The organism is Streptomyces sp. NPDC001868, from assembly GCF_040297125.1.
Lineage (GTDB): Bacteria > Actinomycetota > Actinomycetes > Streptomycetales > Streptomycetaceae > Streptomyces.
In genome coordinates, this window is sequence record NZ_JBEOYO010000010.1 from 1 (window position 1) to 22,956 (window position 22,956).

Annotated in this window: 20 protein-coding genes; 10 read left to right on the forward strand and 10 right to left on the reverse strand. The window is 68.0% G+C overall.

Annotation, left to right across the window (positions count from 1 at the left end; translation table 11 throughout):
- Positions 1 to 6: 6 nt before the first annotated feature.
- Positions 7 to 174, forward strand: a complete 168-nt coding sequence (locus ABT147_RS47315; RefSeq protein ID WP_502983092.1) for a hypothetical protein — start codon at positions 7 to 9, stop codon at positions 172 to 174.
- Here the strand turns inward: ABT147_RS47315 and ABT147_RS14505 are convergent.
- Positions 137 to 1,585 carry a CCA tRNA nucleotidyltransferase gene (locus ABT147_RS14505; protein WP_351405643.1) on the reverse strand — a complete coding sequence of 483 codons (1,449 nt, stop codon included), beginning with the start codon at positions 1,583 to 1,585 and terminating at the stop codon, positions 137 to 139. The two genes, ABT147_RS47315 and ABT147_RS14505, sit on opposite strands and share 38 nt — an antisense overlap.
- 235 nt (positions 1,586 to 1,820) lie before the next feature.
- Here ABT147_RS14505 and ABT147_RS14510 point away from each other — a divergent pair, with 235 nt between their 5' ends.
- From ABT147_RS14510 to trxA, 7 genes are all read left to right on the forward strand, one after another.
- A complete protein-coding gene (locus tag ABT147_RS14510) occupies positions 1,821 to 4,229 on the forward strand; it encodes a DUF6049 family protein (protein ID WP_351405645.1) in 2,409 nt (802 codons plus the stop codon).
- Between the two features lie 47 nt (positions 4,230 to 4,276).
- Positions 4,277 to 6,496, forward strand: a complete 2,220-nt coding sequence (murJ, locus tag ABT147_RS14515) for a murein biosynthesis integral membrane protein MurJ (RefSeq protein ID WP_351405647.1) — start codon at positions 4,277 to 4,279, stop codon at positions 6,494 to 6,496.
- 118 nt (positions 6,497 to 6,614) lie between these two features.
- Entirely contained in the window at positions 6,615 to 8,342 is a 1,728-nt protein-coding gene (locus ABT147_RS14520) for a protein kinase family protein (RefSeq protein WP_351405649.1), read from the forward strand.
- 24 nt (positions 8,343 to 8,366) lie between these two features.
- Positions 8,367 to 9,077, forward strand: a complete 711-nt coding sequence (gene sigM / locus ABT147_RS14525; RefSeq protein WP_351405651.1) for an RNA polymerase sigma factor SigM — start codon at positions 8,367 to 8,369, stop codon at positions 9,075 to 9,077.
- Positions 9,074 to 9,976: an anti-sigma factor family protein gene (locus ABT147_RS14530; RefSeq protein ID WP_351405653.1), complete on the forward strand. Its 903-nt coding sequence runs from the start codon at positions 9,074 to 9,076 to the stop codon at positions 9,974 to 9,976. Before sigM ends, ABT147_RS14530 begins: the two co-directional genes overlap by 4 nt.
- Positions 9,977 to 10,149: 173 nt before the next feature.
- Positions 10,150 to 11,121 (forward strand): thioredoxin-disulfide reductase, encoded by a 972-nt coding sequence (gene trxB / locus ABT147_RS14535; protein WP_351405655.1) that lies wholly within the window; start codon positions 10,150 to 10,152, stop codon positions 11,119 to 11,121.
- A gap of 41 nt (positions 11,122 to 11,162) precedes the next feature.
- Positions 11,163 to 11,495, forward strand: coding sequence for a thioredoxin (trxA, locus tag ABT147_RS14540; protein ID WP_045558506.1), 333 nt, complete (start codon positions 11,163 to 11,165; stop codon positions 11,493 to 11,495).
- Positions 11,496 to 11,547: 52 nt separating this feature from the next.
- On the opposite strand, the gene ABT147_RS14545 is transcribed toward trxA, so the two are convergent.
- The 9 genes from ABT147_RS14545 to rpmH form a co-directional block, all read right to left on the reverse strand.
- Positions 11,548 to 12,165: a GNAT family N-acetyltransferase gene (locus ABT147_RS14545; RefSeq protein ID WP_351405658.1), complete on the reverse strand. Its 618-nt coding sequence runs from the start codon at positions 12,163 to 12,165 to the stop codon at positions 11,548 to 11,550.
- Between the two features lie 324 nt (positions 12,166 to 12,489).
- A complete protein-coding gene (locus tag ABT147_RS14550; protein ID WP_351405660.1) occupies positions 12,490 to 13,587 on the reverse strand; it encodes a ParB/RepB/Spo0J family partition protein in 1,098 nt (365 codons plus the stop codon).
- A complete protein-coding gene (locus tag ABT147_RS14555; protein ID WP_351406009.1) occupies positions 13,584 to 14,657 on the reverse strand; it encodes a ParA family protein in 1,074 nt (357 codons plus the stop codon). Before ABT147_RS14555 ends, ABT147_RS14550 begins: the two co-directional genes overlap by 4 nt.
- 288 nt (positions 14,658 to 14,945) lie before the next feature.
- Positions 14,946 to 15,662, reverse strand: coding sequence for a 16S rRNA (guanine(527)-N(7))-methyltransferase RsmG (rsmG, locus tag ABT147_RS14560; protein ID WP_351405662.1), 717 nt, complete (start codon positions 15,660 to 15,662; stop codon positions 14,946 to 14,948).
- Positions 15,663 to 15,777: 115 nt separating this feature from the next.
- Positions 15,778 to 16,290 carry a Jag family protein gene (locus ABT147_RS14565; protein ID WP_351405664.1) on the reverse strand — a complete coding sequence of 171 codons (513 nt, stop codon included), beginning with the start codon at positions 16,288 to 16,290 and terminating at the stop codon, positions 15,778 to 15,780.
- A 15-nt stretch (positions 16,291 to 16,305) separates the two neighbouring features.
- The gene (gene yidC, locus ABT147_RS14570; protein ID WP_351405666.1) at positions 16,306 to 17,604 is read right to left on the reverse strand and encodes a membrane protein insertase YidC; all 1,299 of its coding nucleotides are present in this window, start codon (positions 17,602 to 17,604) and stop codon (positions 16,306 to 16,308) included.
- Between the two features lie 3 nt (positions 17,605 to 17,607).
- Positions 17,608 to 17,961: a membrane protein insertion efficiency factor YidD gene (gene yidD / locus ABT147_RS14575; RefSeq protein ID WP_351405668.1), complete on the reverse strand. Its 354-nt coding sequence runs from the start codon at positions 17,959 to 17,961 to the stop codon at positions 17,608 to 17,610.
- Entirely contained in the window at positions 17,958 to 18,329 is a 372-nt protein-coding gene (gene rnpA / locus ABT147_RS14580) for a ribonuclease P protein component (RefSeq protein WP_078853524.1), read from the reverse strand. The genes yidD and rnpA overlap by 4 nt, the downstream gene beginning before the upstream one ends.
- A gap of 21 nt (positions 18,330 to 18,350) precedes the next feature.
- Positions 18,351 to 18,488, reverse strand: a complete 138-nt coding sequence (gene rpmH, locus ABT147_RS14585) for a 50S ribosomal protein L34 (protein ID WP_005482975.1) — start codon at positions 18,486 to 18,488, stop codon at positions 18,351 to 18,353.
- Positions 18,489 to 18,905: 417 nt separating this feature from the next.
- Here rpmH and dnaA point away from each other — a divergent pair, with 417 nt between their 5' ends.
- Both dnaA and dnaN read left to right on the forward strand, forming a co-directional pair.
- Complete coding sequence (gene dnaA / locus ABT147_RS14590) at positions 18,906 to 20,909, forward strand: chromosomal replication initiator protein DnaA (RefSeq protein ID WP_351405670.1); 2,004 nt, start codon at positions 18,906 to 18,908, stop codon at positions 20,907 to 20,909.
- Between the two features lie 881 nt (positions 20,910 to 21,790).
- Positions 21,791 to 22,921, forward strand: coding sequence for a DNA polymerase III subunit beta (gene dnaN / locus ABT147_RS14595; protein ID WP_215456970.1), 1,131 nt, complete (start codon positions 21,791 to 21,793; stop codon positions 22,919 to 22,921).
- The last annotated feature ends 35 nt before the right edge of the window (positions 22,922 to 22,956 follow it).

Below are 22,956 nucleotides of genomic sequence, written 5' to 3' on the forward strand. Positions count from 1 at the left end.
CGGCTGCTGGACTACGAGGCGTCCGTGGCGCCGCTGTTCGCGGACCCGCTGTTCACCGCGATCTGCTGGTACGACCGCCAGCGGTTCGACGAGGATCACCGCGCTGCTTTCCTCTCAGGCGGCGAAGTACCTGTCGCTACGAAGCCTGAGACGTCTGGGCCCACCACTCCTTGAGCGCCGTCACCGCTTCGTCGTGCCCCATCGGCCCGTTCTCCAGCCGCAGCTCCAGCAGGAACTTGTACGCCTGCCCGATCACCGGGCCAGGCCCGACGCCCAGGATCTCCATGATCTGGTTGCCGTCGAGGTCCGGGCGGATGGCGTCCAGCTCCTCCTGCTCCTGGAGCTGGGCGATGCGTTCCTCCAGACCGTCGTACGCGCGGGACAGAGCGGTCGCCCTGCGCTTGTTCCGCGTCGTGCAGTCGGAGCGGGTCAACTTGTGGAGCCGGTCCAGGAGCGGGCCGGCGTCGCGCACATAGCGGCGGACGGCGGAGTCCGTCCACTCGCCCATGCCGTACCCGTGGAAGCGCAGATGCAGTTCGACCAGGCGCGAGACGTCCTTGACGAGGTCGTTGGAGTACTTGAGGGCCGTCATACGCTTCTTGGTCATCTTGGCGCCCACCACCTCGTGGTGATGGAAGGAGACCCGGCCGTCCGTCTCGAATCGACGAGTGCGGGGCTTACCGATGTCGTGCAGCAGCGCGGCAAGCCGCAGAGTGAGATCCGGTCCGCTGTCCTCGAGCGCGATCGCCTGCTCCAGGACGATCAGTGTGTGGTCGTAGACGTCCTTGTGCCGATGATGCTCGTCTCGTTCGAGTCGCAGCGCCGGCAGCTCGGGCAGGACATGCTCGGCGAGGCCGGTGTCGACCAGCAGGCTCAGGCCCTCACGGGGGTGAGCGGACAGGATCAGCTTGTTCAGCTCGTCCCGTACCCGTTCCGCCGAGACGATCTCAAGACGGCCTGCCATGTCGGTCATCGCCGAGACGACCTCGGGGGCCACCTCGAAGTCCAACTGAGCGGCGAAACGCGCGGCCCGCATCATCCGCAGCGGATCGTCGGAGAAGGACTCCTCAGGGGTGCCGGGGGTACGCAGCACGCGCGCCGAGAGGTCCTCGAGCCCACCGTGTGGGTCGATGAACTCCTTCTCAGGAAGGGCCACTGCCATCGCGTTCACGGTGAAGTCGCGGCGTACGAGATCTTCCTCGATCGAGTCGCCGTACGACACCTCGGGCTTGCGCGAGGTCCGGTCGTACGCCTCGGAGCGGTAGGTCGTGACCTCGATCTGGTAGCCGTCCTTGTGCACTCCCACCGTGCCGAAGGCGATCCCGACCTCCCAGACGGCGTCCGCCCAGGGGCGCACGATCTTCAGCACGTCCCCGGGCCGGGCGTCCGTCGTGAAGTCCAGGTCGTTGCCGAGCCGGCCCAGCAGCGCGTCCCTGACCGAACCGCCGACCAGGGCGAGCGAGAACCCGGCTTCCTGGAAACGGCGGGCGAGGTCGTCGGCGACAGGGGACACCCGCAGCAGTTCACTCACCGCGCGGCGCTGCACCTGGCTCAGGGCACTGTTGTCTTCGTTGGCGTTCGGCACAACAGAAAAGGGTACGTGGCGCCGGTGGCAACGGTCGCCTCCATTGAATGTGCACAAGAGCTTCGCGCAGGCGACCCCCTCACCGACCTCCTTGATACGTGCGCATACAGGGACAGCCCTGCCTCGTCCCCGATCTTGTGGGGCGGACCGCGGCACTTCCACTCAGCGCGCATCGTTACCATGCGTGGACGCACATTCCGACGACCACTGACGACGACGAGGGACGGGCGAGCGCGTGGCCGAGGCGGCAGACTTCCAGGGGACCAGTCCCTCACCTGCCCGCCGGTGGCTGCTGCGCACCGGAGCGCTCTTCGCCGGGGCACCCCTGCTGGCCGGTCTGTTCCAGCTGCCCGCGGCCCCGTCCGTGCAGGCGGCGCCAAAGGCCTCCCTGGCCGAGGCCACGGGGTCGAACACCGTCGAGGTCTCCCTGGACTCGCTCACCCCCAGCGTGCCCACCGACGGCGACACGGTCACCGTCTCGGGCACGGTCACGAACAAGGGCAAGCAGACGGTCACGGACGCCCATGTGGGCCTGCGCGTGGCCTCGACGGCCGTGACGGGCCGCTCGGCCATAGACACCGCGGCCAAACGCACCGGCTTCGACCCGTACAGCGACGGGGAGGAAGTCGGCGGGAAGTACGTGGAGAAGTTCTCCAAGCTCACCTCCGGTGTGGCCCAGCCCTTCACCATCTCGGTGCCCGTGAAGGAGCTGGATCTCGGCTCGGACGGGATCTATCAGCTAGGTGTCTCGCTCTCGGGCAGGACCGCGGCCGCTCAGTACGACCAGGTCCTCGGCATTCAGCGCACCTTCCTGCCGTGGCAGCCCGACGAGGCCGGCACCAAGACCAAGACGACCTACCTCTGGCCGCTGATCTCCACCACCCATCTGACGGCGGAAACCGGTCCGGGTGAGCAGCAGACACCGTTCTTCCTCAACGACGACCTCGCCAAGGAGATCTCGGCGGGCGGACGCCTGGAGCAGATGCTGACGCTGGGCAAGGACCTGGACATCACCTGGGTGATCGATCCGGACCTGCTGGCGTCGGTCGTCGCGATGACCGAGAACTACCGGGTCCGGAGCGGGAGCACCACCGTCGCGGGCACGAACCAGGCCGTCGCCAAGCAGTGGCTGGCGGACCTGGAGACAGCGGTCCAGGGCGAGGAGGTGATCGCCCTCCCCTTCGCAGACCCCGACCTCGCGTCGCTGGCCCACAACGGCAAGACGATCACCGGCTCCCTCAGCCGGCTGAAGGACGCCACCGATGTGGCCTCGGACACCGTCCAGAACATCCTCCGCGTGGCACCGGAAACGAACTTCGCCTGGCCCGTCAACGGCGCCGTCGACCCGTCGATCGTCAAGGTCGCCATTTCCGCGGGAGCCGACAAGGTGATCGCCCGCAGCGACAGCCTGCAGGAGAGCAGGAGCCTGTCCTACACGCCCAACGCGGCCCGGCCCATCGGCGGCGGCACCACGGCGGTGGTCGCGGACGCCCGGCTGTCGACGGCGTTCCAGGGCGACATGACGAAGGCCGAGAAGTCCACGCTGGCGGTGCAGCGGTTCCTCGCGCAGAGCCTGATGACGGACCTCCAGAACAACAAGCAGCGCAGCGTCGTGATCGCCCCGCAGCGCATGCCGACGGCGAGCCAGGCGCAGACGATGGCGCAGGCTCTGACCGCCCTCCAGGGGGGGAACTGGTCGCAGCCCCAGGAACTGTCCGCGGCCGCCGCCGCGAAGCCCGACCCCGACGCCAACACCAAGATCCCGTCGGCCTCGACGCGCTCCTCGACTGTGTGCAGGCAGGCGCTGCCGAAGTCGGCGTTCGAGGAGATCCAGGCCACACAGGTCGGCCTCGACCGGTTCAAGGTGATCCTCTCCGACCAGTCCCGCGTGGTCACGCCGTTCGGCAGGACCATGGACCGGGAGATGTCCACCTCCTGGCGGGGCCGCTGCATGGAGGCGGCGGTCTACCGCAACGACGTGCAGAACTACCTCGACTCGCTCACCGAGCAGGTCCGGCTGATCGAGAAGTCCGAGACGAAGCTCTCGGGGCGCAGCGCGACGATTCCCGTGACCGTGCAGAACAACCTCGTGCAGGGTGTCGACAACCTGACGCTGCGCCTCACCTCGCTGGCCCCCAAGCGCCTGAAGATCGGTGACGACGACTTCGACGAGCAGTCCGTCGACATCTCCGGCGAGCGCCGCGAGTCGGTGAAGTTCACCACCAACGCCGAGGCCAACGGCAAGGCCGACGTCGTCGCCCAGCTCTACACGGCGGACGGCGAGAAGTACGGTGACGAGGTCAGGTTCACGGTCAACGTCACCGAGATCACACCCACGGTGATGCTGGTCATCGCCGGTGGCGTCCTGCTCCTCGTCCTCGCCGGCTTCCGGATGTACACCCAGCGCAAGCGCGCCGCCGCCCGGCTGGAGGCGGAGGGAACCCCGACGGACGACGACGCGTCGGAAAGCACTGTGGAGAGCGAGGACGCGAACACCGAAGCGGCCTCAGTCGTACACACTGCCGAGGAGGAGGTCCCGGCGAAATCCGGGACGGACGAGCCGGAGCACCCGAGTGACCCGGCACCGGACACCGCTCCGGAAAGCGCCGACCCGTCCGGCACGGGTGAGAGAGTGGACCGTTGAGCGATTGTCGTGGCCGGTTGGCCCGGGGACGATGAGGTGGGGTAGCCATGAACGCGCCGTACGACGGTGACCGCGGCCAGGGCGCGGCCGACTCGGGGTATCCCGACGGCCCGCTGCCCGGGCCGGGCCAGGTCCCGCCGCAGCCTCCCGCGGACATGTACCTCCAGGACGCCTACGACCAGGACCCCTTCCGCGCGCGGGATCTCGCCGCCCAGGACCCGGTGGCCGAGGCGCTCTACGACCGTGCCGCGCACCCGCCGCCCGCTCCGGGCACCTACCAGCCGCAGCAGCCGCTCTACTCGCAGCCGTCGGCGCCGCAGTACGCCCCCGACCCGCGTGTATGGGCGCAGACGCCGGCGCCCGAGCCCGAAGGGCCGACACGGCATCTGCCGTACGGCGACGACGCACGCACGACCCAGTTCGTCGGTGTGGACGACCTGGTGACCCAGGCCGGCGAGGAGCGCCACGAGCCGGACGCGTTCGCCCATCTCTTCCGCGACCAGCAGCAGAGCGGCCCTGCCCCCACGGGTCAGCCCTCCGTTCCCGGTCCGGCTCACGCCCCGACGCCCGGTCCGGGCCGCCCGGCCCACGAGGAGCCCGCACCCGCTCCGACGCCCGCGCCTGCCGCGAAGAAGGGCGGGCGGGCCTCCGGCCTGCTGAAGTCGAGCGCCGTGATGGCGGCGGGCACCATGGTGTCGCGCCTCACGGGGTTCATCCGCTCGGCGATGATCGTCTCGGCGCTCGGCCTCGCCCTGCTGGGCGACGCCTTCCAGGTGGCCTACCAACTGCCGACGATGATCTACATCCTGACAGTCGGCGGCGGCCTCAACTCCGTTTTCGTACCGCAGCTCGTACGTGCCATGAAGGACGACGACGATGGTGGCGAGGCCTACGCCAACCGTCTGCTGACCCTCGTCATGGTGATCCTCGGCCTCCTCACGGCGCTCGCGATGTTCGCCGCTCCGCTCCTGGTCCGGGCGCTGTCCGTGGGCGTCGCCAACAATGCTGCGGCCAACGAGACCGCGATCACCTTCACCCGCTACTTCCTGCCCTCCATCTTCTTCATGGGCGTCCATGTGGTGATGGGTCAGATCCTCAACGCGCGTGGCCGGTTCGGCGCGATGATGTGGACCCCGGTCCTCAACAACGTCGTCATCATCGTTACCCTCGGCGCGTTCCTCTGGGTCTACGGCAGCGCGGCAGACTCCGGCATGACGGTGGAGAACATCCCGCCGGAAGGCGAGCGGCTGCTCGGTATCGGCATCCTCCTCGGTCTCGTGGTCCAGGCCCTCGCGATGATCCCGTATCTGCGGGAGACCGGTTTCCGGCTAAGGCTTCGCTTCGACTGGAAGGGACACGGCCTCGGCAAGGCCGCGATGCTCGCCAAGTGGACGATCCTGTTCGTGCTGGCCAACCAGGCGGGCGCGCTCGTGGTCACACAGCTGGCCACGTCCGCGGGTATCGACTCCGCCGCCAAGGGCACCGGCTTCGCCTCCTACGCCAACGCCCAGCTCATCTGGGGCCTGCCGCAGGCCATCATCACCGTCTCGCTCATGGCCGCCCTCCTGCCGCGCATCTCGCGCTCGGCCGCCGAGGACGACACGGGTGCCGTTCGTGACGACATCTCACAGGGCCTGCGAACCACGGCGGTCGCCATCGTGCCGATCGCCTTCGGCTTCGTCGCGCTCGGTATCCCGATGTGCACGCTGATCTTCGGTTCCTCCGGCACCGGCGCGGCCACGAACATGGGCTTCATGCTGATGGCCTTCGGGCTCGGCCTGATCCCGTACTCCGTGCAGTACGTCGTCCTCCGCGCCTTCTACGCGTACGAGGACACCCGGACCCCGTTCTACAACACGGTCATCGTGGCCGCCGTCAACGCGAGCGCCTCCGCGGTCTGCTTCTTCGTGATCCCGGCCCGCTGGGCCGTGGTCGGCATGGCGGCCTCGTACGGTCTGGCGTACATGATCGGTGTCGGCGTCGCCTGGCGTCGGCTCAAGAAGCGGCTGGGCGGGGACCTGGACGGATCCAAGGTCATGCGGACGTACGCGCGGCTGTCCATCGCCTCGCTGCCCGCCGCGCTGCTCAGCGGCGCCGCCTGCTACGGCATCAGCCGGACCCTGGGGCAGGGCGTCGGCGGCTCGATGCTCGCACTCGTCGGGGGAGGAATCGTTCTGCTCGGTGTCTTCTACGTCGCCGCACGACGCATGCGCATCGAAGAGCTCAACTCGATGGTCGGTATGGTCCGGGGACGGCTGGGGCGCTGAGGCTGGGGTACGCGCACAACCATCGTCCGCCGACGCGTGTCGCTCATAGCGGCGGACTGTGGGCACAATTGGCTTTGGCGTCTCAGAGCGCTCAACGGATGGGGAGGCAGGAACGACGGTGGCGGAACGGAGCACGGCTGCCGTCGACGTGGCAGACAACAGCGGCGACGAGCCGCTGACCGCACAAGCGGACCAGTCCACGGCCGACGGGGAGGCCCAGAACCGGGAGCGGGACACGGAAAGCTCGGCGAGCGAAGAGGCACAGGGGAGCGGCGGTACCGAGAGCCCTTCGAAGACGACACCGCCCGAACTGCACAGCGGCCACAAACTCGCCAGGCGCTACCGCCTCGAAGAGTGCGTCACCCGTCTGGACGGTTTCAGCAGTTGGCGTGCCGTGGACGAGAAACTGCGCCGAGCGGTCGGGGTGCATGTGCTGCCCGCCGACCACGCGCGCGCTCGTTCCGTGCTGGCGGCGGCCCGCTCCTCGGCGTTGCTGGGTGATCCCCGCTTCGTCCAGGTGCTGGACGCGGTCGAGGAGAACGACCTCGTGTACGTGGTGCACGAATGGCTGCCGGACGCCACGGAACTGACGGCTCTGCTGGCCTCCGGTCCGCTGGAACCGCACGACGCGTACCAGATGGTCACGCAGATCTCCCACGCCATGGCCGCCGCGCACCGCGAGGGTCTCTCTCATCTGCGGCTCAACCCGAGCGCCGTGCTGCGTTCCGCCTCCGGGCAGTGGCGCATCCGCGGTCTCGCGGTGAACGCCGCGCTGCGCGGCATCGGCTCGGACACCCCGCAGCGTACGGACACCGAGGCGATCGGCGCCCTGCTGTACGCGGCGCTCACCCAGCGCTGGCCGTACGAGAACGACGCGCACGGCCTCTCCGGGCTCCCCAAGGGCGTCGGCCTCATCGCACCCGACCAGGTCCGGGCGGGCGTCCACAGAGGGCTGTCGGAGCTCTCCATGCGCGCGCTCGTCAACGACGGTGCCACCGCATCCCGCCACGAGTCCCCGTGCACGACGCCGGAGGAGCTGGTGAAGGCGGTCGGTGAGATGCCGCGTATCCGCCCGCCGGAGCCCACGTTCACCGCGCCGCCCGACTACCAGCGCACGACGTACCAGCAGGGGACGTACGGCCGTCAGGCCCCACACCCCGGCGCCACCCAGCCGATCCAGACCCCGCCGCCCCCGCTGCAGAGCCGGACCGGCAAGGCCCTCAAGTGGGCCGTCTCGGCACTGCTGATCGCCGCACTCGGACTCGGCAGCTGGCAGTTGGCCGACACGCTCATGAACCGGGCGGACCAGTCCAGCGACCCGGACACGAGCCAGACGACGGACGGCAACGACAAGGGCACCGACAAGGCCAAGCCGATCACGACCCTCAGCATCAAGGACGCCGCGGAGTACTACCCGGACGGCAAGCCCCAGCACGCGAACGACGCGGACCTGACGTACGACAACGACGCGTCGACGTACTGGCGGTCCTACTCCTTCACCGGCGGCCCCACGCTGGCGCCGTACAAGCAGGGCATCGGCATCGTCTACGACCTCGGCTCGGCGCAGGAGGTGTCGGCGGCCTCGATAGGGCTTTACTACGCCGGCGACCACACGACGGCCACGCTCTACGCGGCCGACTCCCTGTCGTCGTCCGCTCCGCTCAGCAGCATGACGAAGATCGCCACCAACAGGACGACCGGAACGGAACTGAAGATCTCCACGAAGAAACCGGTGAAGACCCGGTACGTTCTCGTCTGGCTCACGGATGTACCCAAGGCGGCCGGCGATCAGTACAGCAACCCCGGCTACAAGCAGGCGATCACCGATGTGAAGTTCACGGGCTGAGAGTTCATCGAGGGAGGGGGTCCGATGGCGCACAGCGCTGATCACAGCGGGGTAAGCGATCAGGATCTCCTCGCCCGGCATGTCGAAGGCGACCCCGACGCCTTCGGTGAACTCGTACGGCGGCACCGAGACCGGCTGTGGGCGGTGGCCCTGCGGACCCTGGGCGACCGCGAGGAGGCCGCCGACGCCGTCCAGGACGCTCTCGTGTCCGCCTATCGGGCCGCCCATACCTTCCGGGGCCAGTCGGCGGTCACGACCTGGCTGCATCGCATCACCGTGAACGCCTGCCTGGACCGCGCCCGCAAGGCGGCCTCCCGCAAGACGTCACCCGTCGACGACACCGAGCGCCTGGAGCAGCTCCTGGAGCCGCACGAGTCGGCTTCCGCTCCGGCTGAGCGCAACGATCTTCACCGCCAGCTGCTGGAGGCTCTGGGCACCCTGCCGCGGGACCAGCGGGCGGCGCTCGTGCTGGTGGACATGCAGGGCTACCCGGTGGCGGAGGCCGCGCGGATCCTCGATGTGCCGACCGGCACGGTGAAGAGCCGCTGTGCCCGTGGCAGAGCCAGACTTCTGCCGCTCCTGACCCATCTCCGTACGGATGGCGAGGGTGATGGCGGCAAAAAGTCGGGGCGTGGAAGGAACCGGGCGCAGGGGACATCCGTCCCACCCGCAGCGGGACCAGATGCAGGGCCAAGCGATTCAGCTGCTGTGAAGGGCGGAGGTGGGCGAGCGTGACATCCACGACCGACACGGCCGGGCACCCGGAAGTCACGGAGATCTCCGACCTCAGCGAAGGTCTGCTCCCCCCTTCCCGTACCGCGCATGTCCGCAGCCACCTGGACGAGTGCCCTCTCTGCGCCGACGTGTACGCCTCACTGGAGGAGATCCGCGGTCTGCTCGGCACCCTGCCCGGCCCTCCCCGCATGCCCGACGACGTGGCCGGACGGATCGATGCCGCCCTGGCCGCCGAGGCCCTTCTGAACGCCACGGCACCCGAGCACGAGACCGCCGAGGAACCTGCCGCCGCTGACGCCGCCCTCACGGCGGGGACCACGGACACCGCGCATGTTTCACGTGAAACATGCGCGGTGGATCGCCCCGCCGGTCGTCCACGCGCGTCCACCGGCCCGGGCCGGACACGTCAGAAGCGCCTCACGCGTCGTAGGACGGTCATCGGTGCCGTCTTCGCGATGGCGGCCCTGGGGTTCGGTGCCGTCCTCGTCCAGTCGAGCGGGGAGAACGAAGGCCCCTCGAGCGCGACCAGGACACCGGCCTCGGACACGTTCTCCGGCGTCAAGCTGGAGAAGCGGGTCGACGACCTCCTGAGCGAGACCGAGACCCGGAGCACGCCTGAGAAGGACGGCTTCGGCACTCAGGCGACCCCGGACAAGACCACCAACACCTTCGTCAAGATCGAAGTGCCCGACTGCATCGCGAAGGGCATCGGCGACACCACGGGCGCGATCGCTTCCGAGCCGGGTACCTACCGGGGAGCCGACGCATATCTCGTGCTGCTGCCCGACCGCTCCGACGACGCACGCGTCACCGCCTACGTGGTCGACGCCTCCTGTCTGGGCCAGGCTCCGAAGCCCGTCGGCGACGTTCTCCTGAAGGAGTCCTACGCTCGCCCCTGAGGACTGTCCCTCGCGCTGTGCCACCCCCTGGCATCCCTGTGCGGTGTCCCGTCTCCGTGTGCCCGGACACACCGGGAATGCACGCCCCTTAGGATCCGTTGGGTGGGGTGAGAGTTCCGAGTACAGCTCCCACCGGCAGTACGCAGCAGTCTCCAGAGACGAGGAATCAAGCCGTGAGCGACGTCCGAAACGTGATCATCATCGGCTCCGGGCCCGCCGGCTACACGGCGGCGCTCTACACCGCGCGCGCGTCGCTGAAGCCGTTGGTCTTCGAGGGCGCCGTCACCGCAGGCGGCGCGCTGATGAACACCACCGAGGTGGAGAACTTCCCCGGTTTCCGGGACGGCATCATGGGCCCCGACCTCATGGACAACATGCGGGCCCAGGCCGAGCGCTTCGGTGCCGAGCTCATCCCGGACGACATCGTCGCCGTCGACCTGAGCGGCGAGGTCAAGACCGTCACGGACACCGCCGGCACGGTGCACCGCGCCAAGGCCGTCATCGTCACCACGGGCTCCCAGCACCGCAAGCTCGGGCTGCCCAACGAGGACGCCCTCTCCGGCCGCGGAGTCTCCTGGTGCGCCACCTGTGACGGGTTCTTCTTCAAGGACCAGGACATCGCCGTGATCGGCGGCGGTGACACGGCGATGGAGGAGGCGACGTTCCTCTCCCGGTTCGCCAAGTCCGTGACCATCGTCCACCGCCGGGACACACTGCGTGCCTCCAAGGCGATGCAGGACCGCGCGTTCGCCGACCCGAAGATCTCCTTCGTGTGGGACAGCGAGGTCGCCGAGATCCAGGGCGACCAGAAGCTCGCCGGACTCAAGCTGCGCAACCTCAAGACGGGCGAGACCTCCGAGCTGCCGGTGACGGGTCTGTTCATCGCGATCGGCCACGACCCGCGCACGGAACTCTTCAAGGGCCAGCTCGACCTGGACGACGAGGGCTATCTGAAGGTGGCCTCCCCGTCGACCCGGACGAACCTGACCGGTGTCTTCGGCGCCGGTGACGTCGTCGACCACACATACCGCCAGGCGATCACCGCCGCCGGCACCGGCTGCTCCGCCGCCCTCGACGCCGAGCGCCACCTCGCCGCCCTCGCCGACGGCGACCAGGCCGCCGAGCCCGAGAAGACCGCCGTCTGACCCCCGTCCGCCCCACCGCACCAACCAGTTAGGAGCCCTCAGTGGCCGGCACTCTGAAGAACGTGACCGACGACTCCTTCGAGCAGGACGTCCTCAAGAACGACAAGCCCGTCCTGGTGGACTTCTGGGCCGCCTGGTGCGGTCCGTGCCGCCAGATCGCGCCGTCCCTCGAAGCGATCGCCCAGGAGTACGGCGACAAGATCGAGATCGTCAAGCTCAACATCGACGAGAACCCGGCCACGGCTGCCAAGTACGGCGTCATGTCCATCCCGACGCTGAACGTGTACCAGGGTGGCGAGGTCGCCAAGACCATCGTCGGTGCCAAGCCCAAGGCAGCGATCGTGCGCGACCTTGAGGACTTCATCGCCGAGTGATGTTTCACGTGAAACACAAAGGGGCCGACCCGAGCGGGTCGGCCCCTTCGTTTTAGAGCGGTCGCAACGCCGGCTCCTTCTGAACGGCTCCCAGAAGCCGGTCCAACGCCAACTCGACGTCCTCCTTCCAGGAGAGCGTCGTCCGCAGCTCCAACCGCAGCCGGGGATAGGTGGGATGGGGGCGAACCGTCTTGAAGCCCACGGCCGTCAGATGATCGGCGGGAAGGACACACGCCGGTTCCTTCCAGCGGGCGTCCCCGAACGCCTCGATCGCCTTGAAGCCCCGCCGCAGCAGATCCTTGGCTACCGTCTGGACCATCACACGGCCGAGCCCCTGGCCCTGGTAGCCCTGCATGATGAACGCGGTCATCAACTGGACCGCGTCGGGAGACACCGGACTCGTGGGGAACGCCGTCGCGCGGGGCACATAGGCCGGAGGCGCGTACAGCACGAAGCCCACCGGCACCTCGTCCACATAGACGACCCGGCCGCAGGACCCCCAGTCCAGCAGGACGGCGGAGATCCACGCCTCCTTCTCCAGGGCGGGGGTGCCCGCTCTTACCGCGGCCTCGCCGCTGACTGGGTCCAACTCCCAGAAGACACACGAGCGACAGCGCTTGGGAAGGTCCTGAAGGTTGTCCAGCGTGAGCGGTACGAGCTGACGCCCCATGAAGGCTGTTCCTCGCTTCCTTCGCCCGCAGCGTCGCGAGCGGCTGTCAGAGCGCTCCGCTCCCTGAGCAGGCTGCCGACGAATCCGCCGACCGCCCCCAGTCCCAGGCCTGCGGTCACCAGTCCGGAACGGCTCACGGTTCGCATGGGCCCGCCTCTCCACAAAAGACCCGCCAGGTCGATGCGCCATACCCGAACGCATCGTATCCACGATGCGATTGCCTAGATACCGCCTCAAAGCAAAGAGCGGGCTGTGTCCGGTATACATCGGACACAGCCCGCTCAGGCGGTCGACGAGCCGAAGGCCGTCCTTTCCTTCGGAGACTCAGGCCTCCGCGTCCTCCGAGTCGTCGTCCAGGAGACTCTTCTGGAGGGCGAGCTTCTCGCCCGGGGCGAGCGTGCTCAGAATGCGCTCAAGGTCCTCCGTGGACGCGAACTCCACGGTGATCTTGCCCTTCTTCTGACCAAGATCGATCTTCACTCGCGTCTCGAAGCGATCCGAGAGACGGGTCGCGAGCTCGCCCAGCGCCGGGGAGGGGACGGAGCCTGCTCGTGGCCCCTTGGACCGTCCCGAAGCCTTAGGGTGCGAACCCATGAGGGTGACGATCTCTTCGACGGCTCGAACCGAGAGTCCCTCGGCCACGATCCGGTGAGCCAGCTTGTCCTGCTCCTCCGAGTCGTCGACGGAGAGGAGCGCCCGGGCGTGCCCGGCGGAGAGAACACCGGCGGCCACACGGCGCTGGACCGGCGCCGAGAGCTTCAGCAGACGCAAGGTGTTGGAGACTTGCGGACGGGACCGACCGATACGGTCCGCCAACTGGTCATGCGTGCAGTTGAAGTCCTTGAGCAACTGGTCGTAGGCGAACGCCTCTTCCAGCGGGTTCAGCTGAGCACGGTGCAGGTTCTCCAGCAGCGCGTCCAGGAGAAGCTTCTCGTCGTCCGTGGCCCGCACGATCGCCGGGATCGCGTCCAGCTCGGCCTCGTGGCAGGCGCGCCAGCGTCGCTCGCCCATGATGAGTTCGTAGCGGGCCGGGCCCACCTGCCGAACGACGATGGGCTGGAGAAGGCCGACCTCCTTGATGGAGGTGACGAGTTCCTGGAGAAGGTCCTCGTCGAACACCTCGCGCGGCTGACGCGGGTTCGGGGTGATGGAGTCGAGAGGCAGCTCGGCGAAGTAGGCACCGACCGGTGCTGCGGGCAGCTCCGCCGCGCCGTTCGGCGACAACTCCTCTGTTTCACGTGAAACAGGCGGCAGAGTGGCCAACTTCGAGGCTGCCACCCCACGCTCCGGGGTGAAGACAGATGGCGCCGCCGGCGGTGCGGATGCGGGTGCTCCCGCTGCCGGCGATTCCTTCTCTCCTGTCGCGGCCGCGGGGATCAGTGCGGCGAGGCCACGGCCCAACCCCCTCCGTCGATCACTCACTGGATCCCCTCCACCACACTCGGATTGTTCTGAGCACCGATGTGGGCGTGCGTCGGGTCGTACCCCACGCCGACGCCCTTCAGTGCGATTTCTCGTGCTGCCTCAAGGTAGGAGAGGGCACCGCTCGATCCTGGATCATAGGTCAGCACCGTCTGCCCATAGCTCGGCGCCTCGGAGATACGGACCGAGCGGGGAATGCTCGTCCGCAGCACCTCCTCGCCGAAGTGGGTGCGCACCTCGTCCGCGACCTGGGACGCCAGGCGCGTCCGGCCGTCGTACATGGTGAGCAGGATGGTCGACACATGAAGGACGGGGTTGAGGTGCCCCCGTACCAGGTCGACATTGCGGAGCAGCTGGCCGAGGCCCTCCAGCGCGTAGTACTCGCACTGGATCGGGATGAGAACTTCCTGGCCGGCGACCAACGCGTTCACCGTCAGCAGGCCGAGCGAGGGCGGGCAGTCGATGAGGATGTAGTCCAGAGGCTGCTCGTACGCCTGAATCGCTCGCTGCAGCCGGCTCTCTCGTGCCACCAGGGACACCAGCTCGATCTCCGCACCGGCGAGATCGATCGTGGCGGGTGCGCAGAAGAGACCCTCTACATCGGGAACGGGCTGGACGACTTCTGCCAGCGGCTTGCTGTCGATCAGCACGTCATAGATGGACGGCACATCGGCGTGATGATCGATGCCCAGCGCGGTGGAGGCATTGCCCTGGGGGTCGAGATCGACCACCAGGACACGGGCACCGTGCAGAGCCAGCGAGGCGGCGAGGTTGACCGTCGTCGTGGTCTTCCCGACGCCGCCCTTCTGATTGGCGACCACCATGACTCTGGTCTGCTCGGGCCGAGGCAGACCTTCGCCGGCACGGCCCAGAGCCTCTACCGCCAGTTGGGCAGCACGACCGATGGGAGTGTCGTCCATCGGGGGCGGTGTTTCACGTGAAACATCCTCCCCCATCGACTCGGTACGGGGACCGGGGACCGGATCGGTCATCGGTCCCGCGATGTTGGCGTCGGACCGCAAGGATTCACTCTCCTCGACTTCAGGCTCGCAATGAACAGAGCCTCCCATGTCTTCGGGGTCGTGAACCAGTGAGGCCTGGCGTTCTGTGGAGAATTCCACCTCTGTGGAAAACTCCGTTACCTCTCCGAGTGACCCGAGAGGCTTCCGGTCGCGCGGTTCGGCCGCGGCGCGGCCACGGCTGATGATGCCGTGAAGCAGTGAGCGACGTTTCACGTGAAACACGATGCCTAGCGGCACACGCCCCGCTCGCGCGACACTCCGAGATGCGTAGGTTTGGAAGCTTGTGTGGAGTACTACTCGTCGTCAGGACGGATCAGCGAACGTCCAGATCAATGCCTAGCGGCGGCGACGTGCTCGCCCGGTCCGGGCCGCCTTCGCCCGCTTCGCCGCGAAGCGCACGCCACCCGGGCTCTCCCCGACCTCCACACGGACCACCGTGGACAGGGGATCGACCACACCTTCGCCGACATGGTGGATGGAGGTCTCCACCGCACCGAGCTTGCTGAGGGCCGTGGCAGCGCTCTTCAGCTCCTCCTCCGCGGTGTCGCCCTTGAGCGCCAGCATCTCTCCGTAAGGACGCAGCAGAGGGATACCCCACCCGGCCAATCGGTCCAGCGGGGCCACAGCCCGAGCCGTCACCACATGGACGGGCTGCAGCGTCCCGAGGACCTCTTCGGCCCGCCCCCGGACGACGGTCACATGGTCGAGGCCCAGGAGCTCGACGACCTCGGTCAGGAAGTTCGTGCGCCGCAGCAGGGGCTCTAGCAGCGTGATCTTCAGATCCTCCCGGACCAGGGCCAGTGGAATGCCGGGCAGGCCGGCACCGGAACCGACATCGCACACCGTCACCCCCTCGGGCACGACCTCGGAGAGCACCGCGCAGTTCAGCAGATGCCTCTCCCACAGGCGAGGCACCTCACGCGGGCCGATGAGCCCTCGCTGTACTCCCGCCTCAGCCAGGAGCTCGGCGTACCGGACCGCGTCCGCGTAGCGATCACCGAATACGTCGCGCGCCTGCTCGGGCGCAGGGGGGAGCTCCGCTGACTCCGTCACGGGGACCGTCCTTCCGTACCGCAAGAGCGCACTGGGCGCTGACATCAGAACAACAGGCTGACAAAGTTCGGCCCCGCCTGCGGGCAGACGGGGCCGGAGAAACGTACGGACCGAATCAGGCGGGCAGCACGACGACGAAGCGCTGCGGCTCCTCGCCCTCGGACTCGCTGCGCAGTCCCGCTGACTTGACCGCGTCGTGCACGACCTTGCGCTCGAAGGGCGTCATCGGCTTCAGCTTCACGGGCTCGCCGGTGCTCTTGGCCTCGGCTGCCGCCTTGGCGCCCAGCTCGGAGAGCTCGGCGCGCTTCTGGGCGCGGTAACCCGCGATGTCCAGCATCAGACGACTGCGGTCGCCGGTCTCTCGGTGCACGGCCAGGCGCGTGAGCTCCTGGAGTGCCTCGAGCACCTCGCCCTCCCGGCCGACGAGCTTGGTCAGATCGCGGCTGCCGGAGTCGCTGATGATCGAGACAGAGGCACGGTCGGCCTCGACGTCCATGTCGATGTCGCCGTCGAGATCGGCGATGTCCAGCAGACCTTCCAGGTAGTCCGCAGCGATCTCACCCTCCTGCTCCAGGCGGGTGAGGGTGTCGCCACCCTCGGAGGCGGTGGAGGTGGTGCCTTCCGTCACGGGATGGGCTCCTTCTTACTTCTTGGACGGGGACTTGGGGCGCTGCTGGCCCTTGCGCTGACCGGACTGGGCCTTGCTGCGGCCACCGGTACCGGACTTGGGCGCGGCCTTCTGGGCAGCGGCCGCCGGCTTGGTGTCCTCCGGCTTGGCGTCCTGGGGCTGGTCGGACTTGGTCAGCGAAGTGGGCTCGGTCTTCGGCTCGTCGTCGTCGGCGGTCTTCGCAGCACCGGACTGACGCTGGGCCTTGGTCAGGCGCTTGGGCTGCTGACGCTTGGGGGTGCCAGGTGTGGGCGTACCGTCCTCGGCCGTCGCGACGGCGGCGGCCTCGCTCTTGACCACGGTGCCGTCGCCCTGGGCCGCGAGGCCCTCCTTGCCCAGGCCGGTGATGAACTTCCGCTCGTGCTCGTTGCGGTCACGGCCCTTGGCGACGATCGCCTTGACGATGGCGCGCTCACGACGGTTGCGGGTCTTGCCGTGCCGCGTGACGTGCTTGAAGAGGCGCTCCAGGTAGGCGGCCTGGGCCTTGGAACCCGGGGTCGGATTGTTGTGGATCACGTACATCTGCTGGCCCATGGTCCACACGTTGGTGGTCAGCCAGTAGACGAGGACACCGACCGGGAAGTTGATGCCGAAGACAGCGAACATGATCGGGAAGACGTACATCAGCATCTTCTGCTGCTGCATGAACGGCGTCTTCACCGTGGTGTCGACGTTCTTCGTCATCAGCTGACGCTGCGTGTAGAACTGCGACGCCGACATCAGGACGATCATGACCGCGGTCACGATGCGGACGGTGGTCAGCGAGGCGTCGAGCGCGGCGACGTCCGCGGAGCTGTCGGTGAACTTCGCGGCCAGGGGAGCACCGACGATGTGCGCCTTCTGGGCACTCTGCAGCAGGCTCTCGTTGATGACACCGATGGTGTCGTTGTTCGCGATGCTGTTGAGCACGTGGTACAGCGCGAAGAAGAACGGCGACTGGGCCAGGATGGGAAGGCACGAGGAGAGCGGGTTGGTACCCGTCTCCTTGTACAGCTTCATCATCTCTTCGGACTGACGCTGCTTGTCGTTCTTGTAGCGCTCCTGGATCTTCTTCATCTCGGGCTGAAGCGTCTGCATCGCCCGGGTCGCCTTGATCTGCTTCACGAAGAGCGGGATCAGGCAGATACGGATCAGGATCACCAAGGACACGATGGACAGGCCCCAGGCCCATCCGGTGTCAGCGCCGAAGAGGGCGCCGTACACGCTGTGGAACTGGACGATGACCCAGGAGACAGGTGTCGTGATGAAGCTGAAGAGGCTGGCAATCGTGTCCACTAATCATGCTCCTTGGGCATGGGACGGGCTCTCGGCGGCCGGGCTCGAGGGAACGTGCCCCTCGGTGGCCGGTTCGGCGGCGGAGGACCCGCCCTTGCGTGCGCGCCACGTGCCACGCAACATCTCGTGCCACCGTGGACGCTTGCGCTGCGGGACATGGTCCACACCGCCGAGCGACCACGGATTGCACCGCAGGATGCGCCAGGCAGTGAGTGCCGTTCCCTTGATCGCACCGTGCCGGTCGATGGCCGTGTAGCCGTAGTGGGAGCACGACGGGTAGTACTTGCACACCGGCCCGAGCAGCGGACTGATCGTCCACTGGTACAGCTTGATCAGCGCCAGCAGCGGGTACTTCATCGTGCGCCCCCTCCCAGCAGCCGCCCTATGGCGGCATCCAGGTCTTGGGCCAGTTGTACGTGGTCGGCGTCACCCGCTCCGGGCAGCGCTCGTACGACTACCAGGCTACCGGGGGGGAACAGGGCGACTCGATCGCGCATCAGATGGCGAAGCCTGCGCTTCACCTTGTTGCGTACGACCGAACCACCGACGGCCTTGCTCACGACGAAACCCGCACGCGTCGGGGGAGCGCTCTCCCCAGGCGCGTGCGGGTCCGTGGCACCGCTACGTAGGTGAACGACGAGGAGTGGGCGTCCGGCCCGGCGTCCTCGTCGTACCGCGGTCGCGAAGTCCTCGCGCCGCCTCAGCCGATGCTCGGTAGGCAGCACGACGTCATGACCTGATCGGGATCAGGCGGACAGGCTGGCGCGACCCTTGCTGCGGCGGTTCGCGAGAATCGCGCGACCGGCACGGGTACGCATCCGCAGGCGGAAGCCGTGGGTCTTCGCGCGACGACGGTTGTTCGGCTGGAAGGTGCGCTTGCTCACTCGGGGGCTCCAGAAAGAAATCGGTGTTTGCGGGTGCCGTCCTGGCTGTCACCGTGCGCCCACGAGTAGCTCGTATAAACGCCCGAGTGCACCGCTGTCCGATCACCTGACGCGATCTGTGCCCATCGGAGGCAGGCGGCAGCAGCCATCGACAACTCGACCTGGTTACGGTACGCGCGGCTACGCCATCCGGTCAAACCGAAGGTCACAGGGAGACACTATCCACAGGCTGGGGACAACAACTTGAACCGTACCCGTCGCCGTGACTACCGTGACTGAACTCCGATTCGTTCCTTTTCCTTTGGCTGCTGGGCACCGACCCACCCACCAGCACCTCGTTTCGAGCGCCCCACCCGAGTTTCAAACCGACCTGTCCCAGAACCACACGTTCGTGGGACCTGTGAGAGAGCGTGCCCTGTGGCTGACGTACCTGCCGATCTTGCCGCAGTGTGGCCACGAGTACTGGAGAAACTCCTCGGTGAGGGCCGCGGTCAAGGCGTCGAGGTGAAGGACGAGCGCTGGATCAAGCGCTGTCAGCCGCTCGCTCTCGTCGCGGACACGGCGCTTCTCGCCGTCCCGAACGAGTTCGCGAAGGGCGTACTCGAAGGCCGTCTCGCGCCGATCGTCAGCGAGACCCTGAGCCGGGAGTGCGGCCGCCCGATCCGTATCGCGATCACCGTCGACAGCTCCGTCGGCGAGACTCCGCCCCCGCCGGCCCAGCGCCGTTTCGAGGAGCCGGAGCTCCCTTCCGTCCCGGCCCAGAGCCGCGACGGTTACGACAACAGGAACGCGTACGACGGCCAGGGGCGCGACGCCCGCGGCGGGTACGAGAACCAGAACACGTACGACGGCCAGAACGGATACGACGGCCAGGCCCGCGATCCCTACAAGGGGTACGGCCGGCATCGCGCCGACGACCGGGGTCCGGGACGCGGCGAACAGCTGGGCGGCGGGCCCGGCGACCAGCTGCCGCCGCCGCGCGCGGACCAGCTCCCCAACGGCCGCTCGGACCAGCTGCCGACCGCGCGCCCCGCGTATCCGTCCGAGTACCAGCGGCCCGAGCCGGGCGCCTGGCCGCGGCAGGACGACTACGGCTGGCAGCAGCAGCGGCTCGGTTTCCCGGAACGGGACCCGTACGCCTCGCCGTCGTCGGACTATCGCTCGCAGTCGATGGACCGGCCGCCGTACGACCAGCAGCGCTCCGAGTACGACCAGCCCCGCGGCGACTACGACCGGCCCGGTGCCGACTCCGACTACGCGCGGCCGGACCGGCGTGAGCGGCCCGAGCCGCCGCCGGGCTCGGGACATGTGCACCGGGGCGGCCCGGCGAGCAGCGCGCCCGGTCCGCTGGCGGCGCAGCCCGCGCCGGCGCCCGGTCCCGGCGAGCCGACGGCCCGCCTGAACCCGAAGTACCTCTTCGACACCTTCGTCATCGGCGCCTCGAACCGTTTCGCGCACGCGGCGGCGGTGGCCGTCGCCGAGGCGCCGGCGAAGGCGTACAACCCCCTCTTCATCTATGGGGAGTCGGGGCTCGGCAAGACGCACCTCCTGCACGCGATCGGGCACTACGCGCGCAGCCTCTACCCGGGCACGCGGGTGCGGTACGTGAGCTCGGAGGAGTTCACCAACGAGTTCATCAACTCCATCCGCGACGGCAAAGGCGACAGCTTCCGCAAGCGGTACCGGGAGATGGACATCCTGCTCGTCGACGACATCCAGTTCCTCGCGGACAAGGAGTCGACGCAGGAGGAGTTCTTCCACACCTTCAATACGCTCCACAACGCGAACAAGCAGATCGTGCTCTCCAGCGACCGGCCGCCCAAGCAGCTGGTGACCTTGGAGGACCGGCTGCGGAACCGTTTCGAGTGGGGTCTGATCACCGATGTCCAGCCGCCCGAGCTGGAGACGCGTATCGCGATCCTCCGCAAGAAGGCGGTGCAGGAGCAGCTCAACGCCCCGCCGGAGGTGCTGGAGTTCATCGCGTCCCGTATCTCGCGCAACATCCGCGAGTTGGAGGGCGCGCTGATCCGGGTGACGGCGTTCGCGTCGCTCAACCGGCAGCCGGTGGACCTCGGGCTGACCGAGATCGTCCTCAAGGACCTGATCCCGGGCGGCGAGAACGCGTCCCCGGAGATCACCGCCACCGCGATCATGGCCGCGACCGCCGACTACTTCGGGCTCACCGTCGAGGACCTCTGCGGCACCTCGCGCGGCCGTGCGCTGGTGACGGCCCGCCAGATCGCCATGTACCTGTGCCGCGAGCTGACCGACCTGTCGCTGCCCAAGATCGGCGCGCAGTTCGGCAACCGTGACCACACCACCGTCATGCACGCCGATCGCAAGATCCGTGCGCTGATGGCCGAGCGGCGCTCCATCTACAACCAGGTGACGGAGCTGACGAACCGCATCAAGAACGGCTGACAGAGAGCCGTCGTACGTCGCTGAGGGCGCCCCGGGACGAGTTCCCGAGGGCGCCTTCGGCGTTCCCGGGAGGCCTCGTCCGTCGCCGGGCCGTCATCAGCTGTTCGAATACCTGCCGCGTTACGGCCCCCCTCCACAGATTCGGGGACTTTTTCCCGTCCACACCCTGGGGACCGGGAAGTTATGCAGATCGTGTCCACAGGGCCGGTGGGCACGAGATCATCGAGGCAGGTCAGCCCCCTGTGGATTCGTGGACGAAAGATCTCCACAGGCTGTGGACGAAGCGGGGATCCACAGGCTGTGGACGGAGTTGTCCACCGACGACCCACAGGCTGAGGCCGGTTGTCCCCAGTGATCGTCGGCTTCTCCACATGCCTGTCCACTGTTCGGCAAGCCAACGCGCCTTCTCACCGTGTCGAGTGAAAGGCGTCACACGAAGTTGCCCGGTTGGGCTGTGGGAAAGACGGGTAAACCTGGGGACGCCGTTGGGGAGAAGTACCCCCGGGCTGTGCACGGTGTGTGCAGAACTTTCTGTTCTCCACAGATACCCCTGGTTGTCCACCGCCTCCACCCACAGGGTCGGTGGACAAAATTTGCCGCCTGAGCTGCGAAAACGGGGTTATCCACGGTTTCCACAGGCCCTACTACTACTCCCAACTAGAGAGAGCTGGGAATCCGTTTCGAAGTGGGTCCTGTGCACAACTCGCTCCGGGCTGCCCGACCGCGCCTCGTCACGACTTGACCCCGAGAGGCTCCGAGTGTCAGCGGTGTGCGTCAGACTGTTCCCCGGTGTCCTTCCCCTCACCAGACGCAGCGACACCGAGACAGACGACGAAGCCAGGCAGGGCGAGAAGCGCCGGCAACAGCAGGAGGCGGCAACAGTGAAGATCCGGGTGGAACGCGACGTACTCGCGGAGGCCGTGGCCTGGGCGGCGCGCAGCCTCCCGGCCCGTCCGCCGGCGCCGGTCCTCGCCGGCCTCCTTCTGAAGGCCGAGGAAGGCCAGCTGAGCCTCTCCAGCTTCGACTACGAGGTCTCCGCGCGGGTCTCCGTGGAGGCGGAGGTCGACGAGGAGGGCACGGTGCTCGTCTCCGGCCGCCTGCTCGCCGACATCTGCCGCGCCCTCCCCAACCGCCCGGTGGAGATCTCCACAGACGGTGTACGGGCGACGGTGGTCTGCGGCTCCTCCCGGTTCACCCTCCACACACTGCCTGTGGAGGAGTACCCGGCGCTGCCGCAGATGCCGAACGCCACGGGCACCGTCCCCGGCGAGGTCTTCGCCTCCGCCGCCGCCCAGGTGGCCATCGCGGCCGGCCGTGACGACACGCTGCCCGTCCTCACCGGTGTGCGCATCGAGATCGAGGGCGACACGGTCACGCTGGCCTCCACCGACCGCTACCGCTTCGCGGTCCGCGAGTTCCTGTGGAAGCCGGAGAACCCCGAGGCGTCCGCGGTCGCCCTGGTGCCCGCCAAGACGCTCCTGGACACCGCCAAGGCCCTCACGAGCGGCGACAGCGTCATCCTGGCGCTCTCCGGCTCGGGCTCCGGCGAGGGCCTGATCGGTTTCGAGGGCGCGGGCCGCCGTACGACCACGCGGCTGCTGGAGGGCGACCTCCCGAAGTACCGCACGCTGTTCCCGACGGAGTTCAACAGCGTGGCCGTCATCGAGACCGCCCCCTTCGTGGAGGCCGTCAAGCGTGTCGCCCTGGTCGCCGAGCGGAACACCCCGGTGCGGCTGAGCTTCGAGCAGGGCGTGCTGATCCTGGAGGCGGGCTCCAGCGACGACGCACAGGCTGTGGAAAGGGTCGACGCCCAGCTGGAGGGCGACGACATCTCGATCGCGTTCAACCCCACGTTCCTGCTGGACGGCCTGAGCGCCATCGACTCCCCGGTCGCCCAGCTGTCGTTCACGACGTCCACCAAGCCCGCGCTGCTCAGCGGCAAGCCGGCCGTGGACGCCGAGGCGGACGAGGCGTACAAGTACCTGATCATGCCGGTGCGGCTCAGCGGCTGACCGGCCGGACGCCTCCGCGGCCGGGCCGCCGGAGG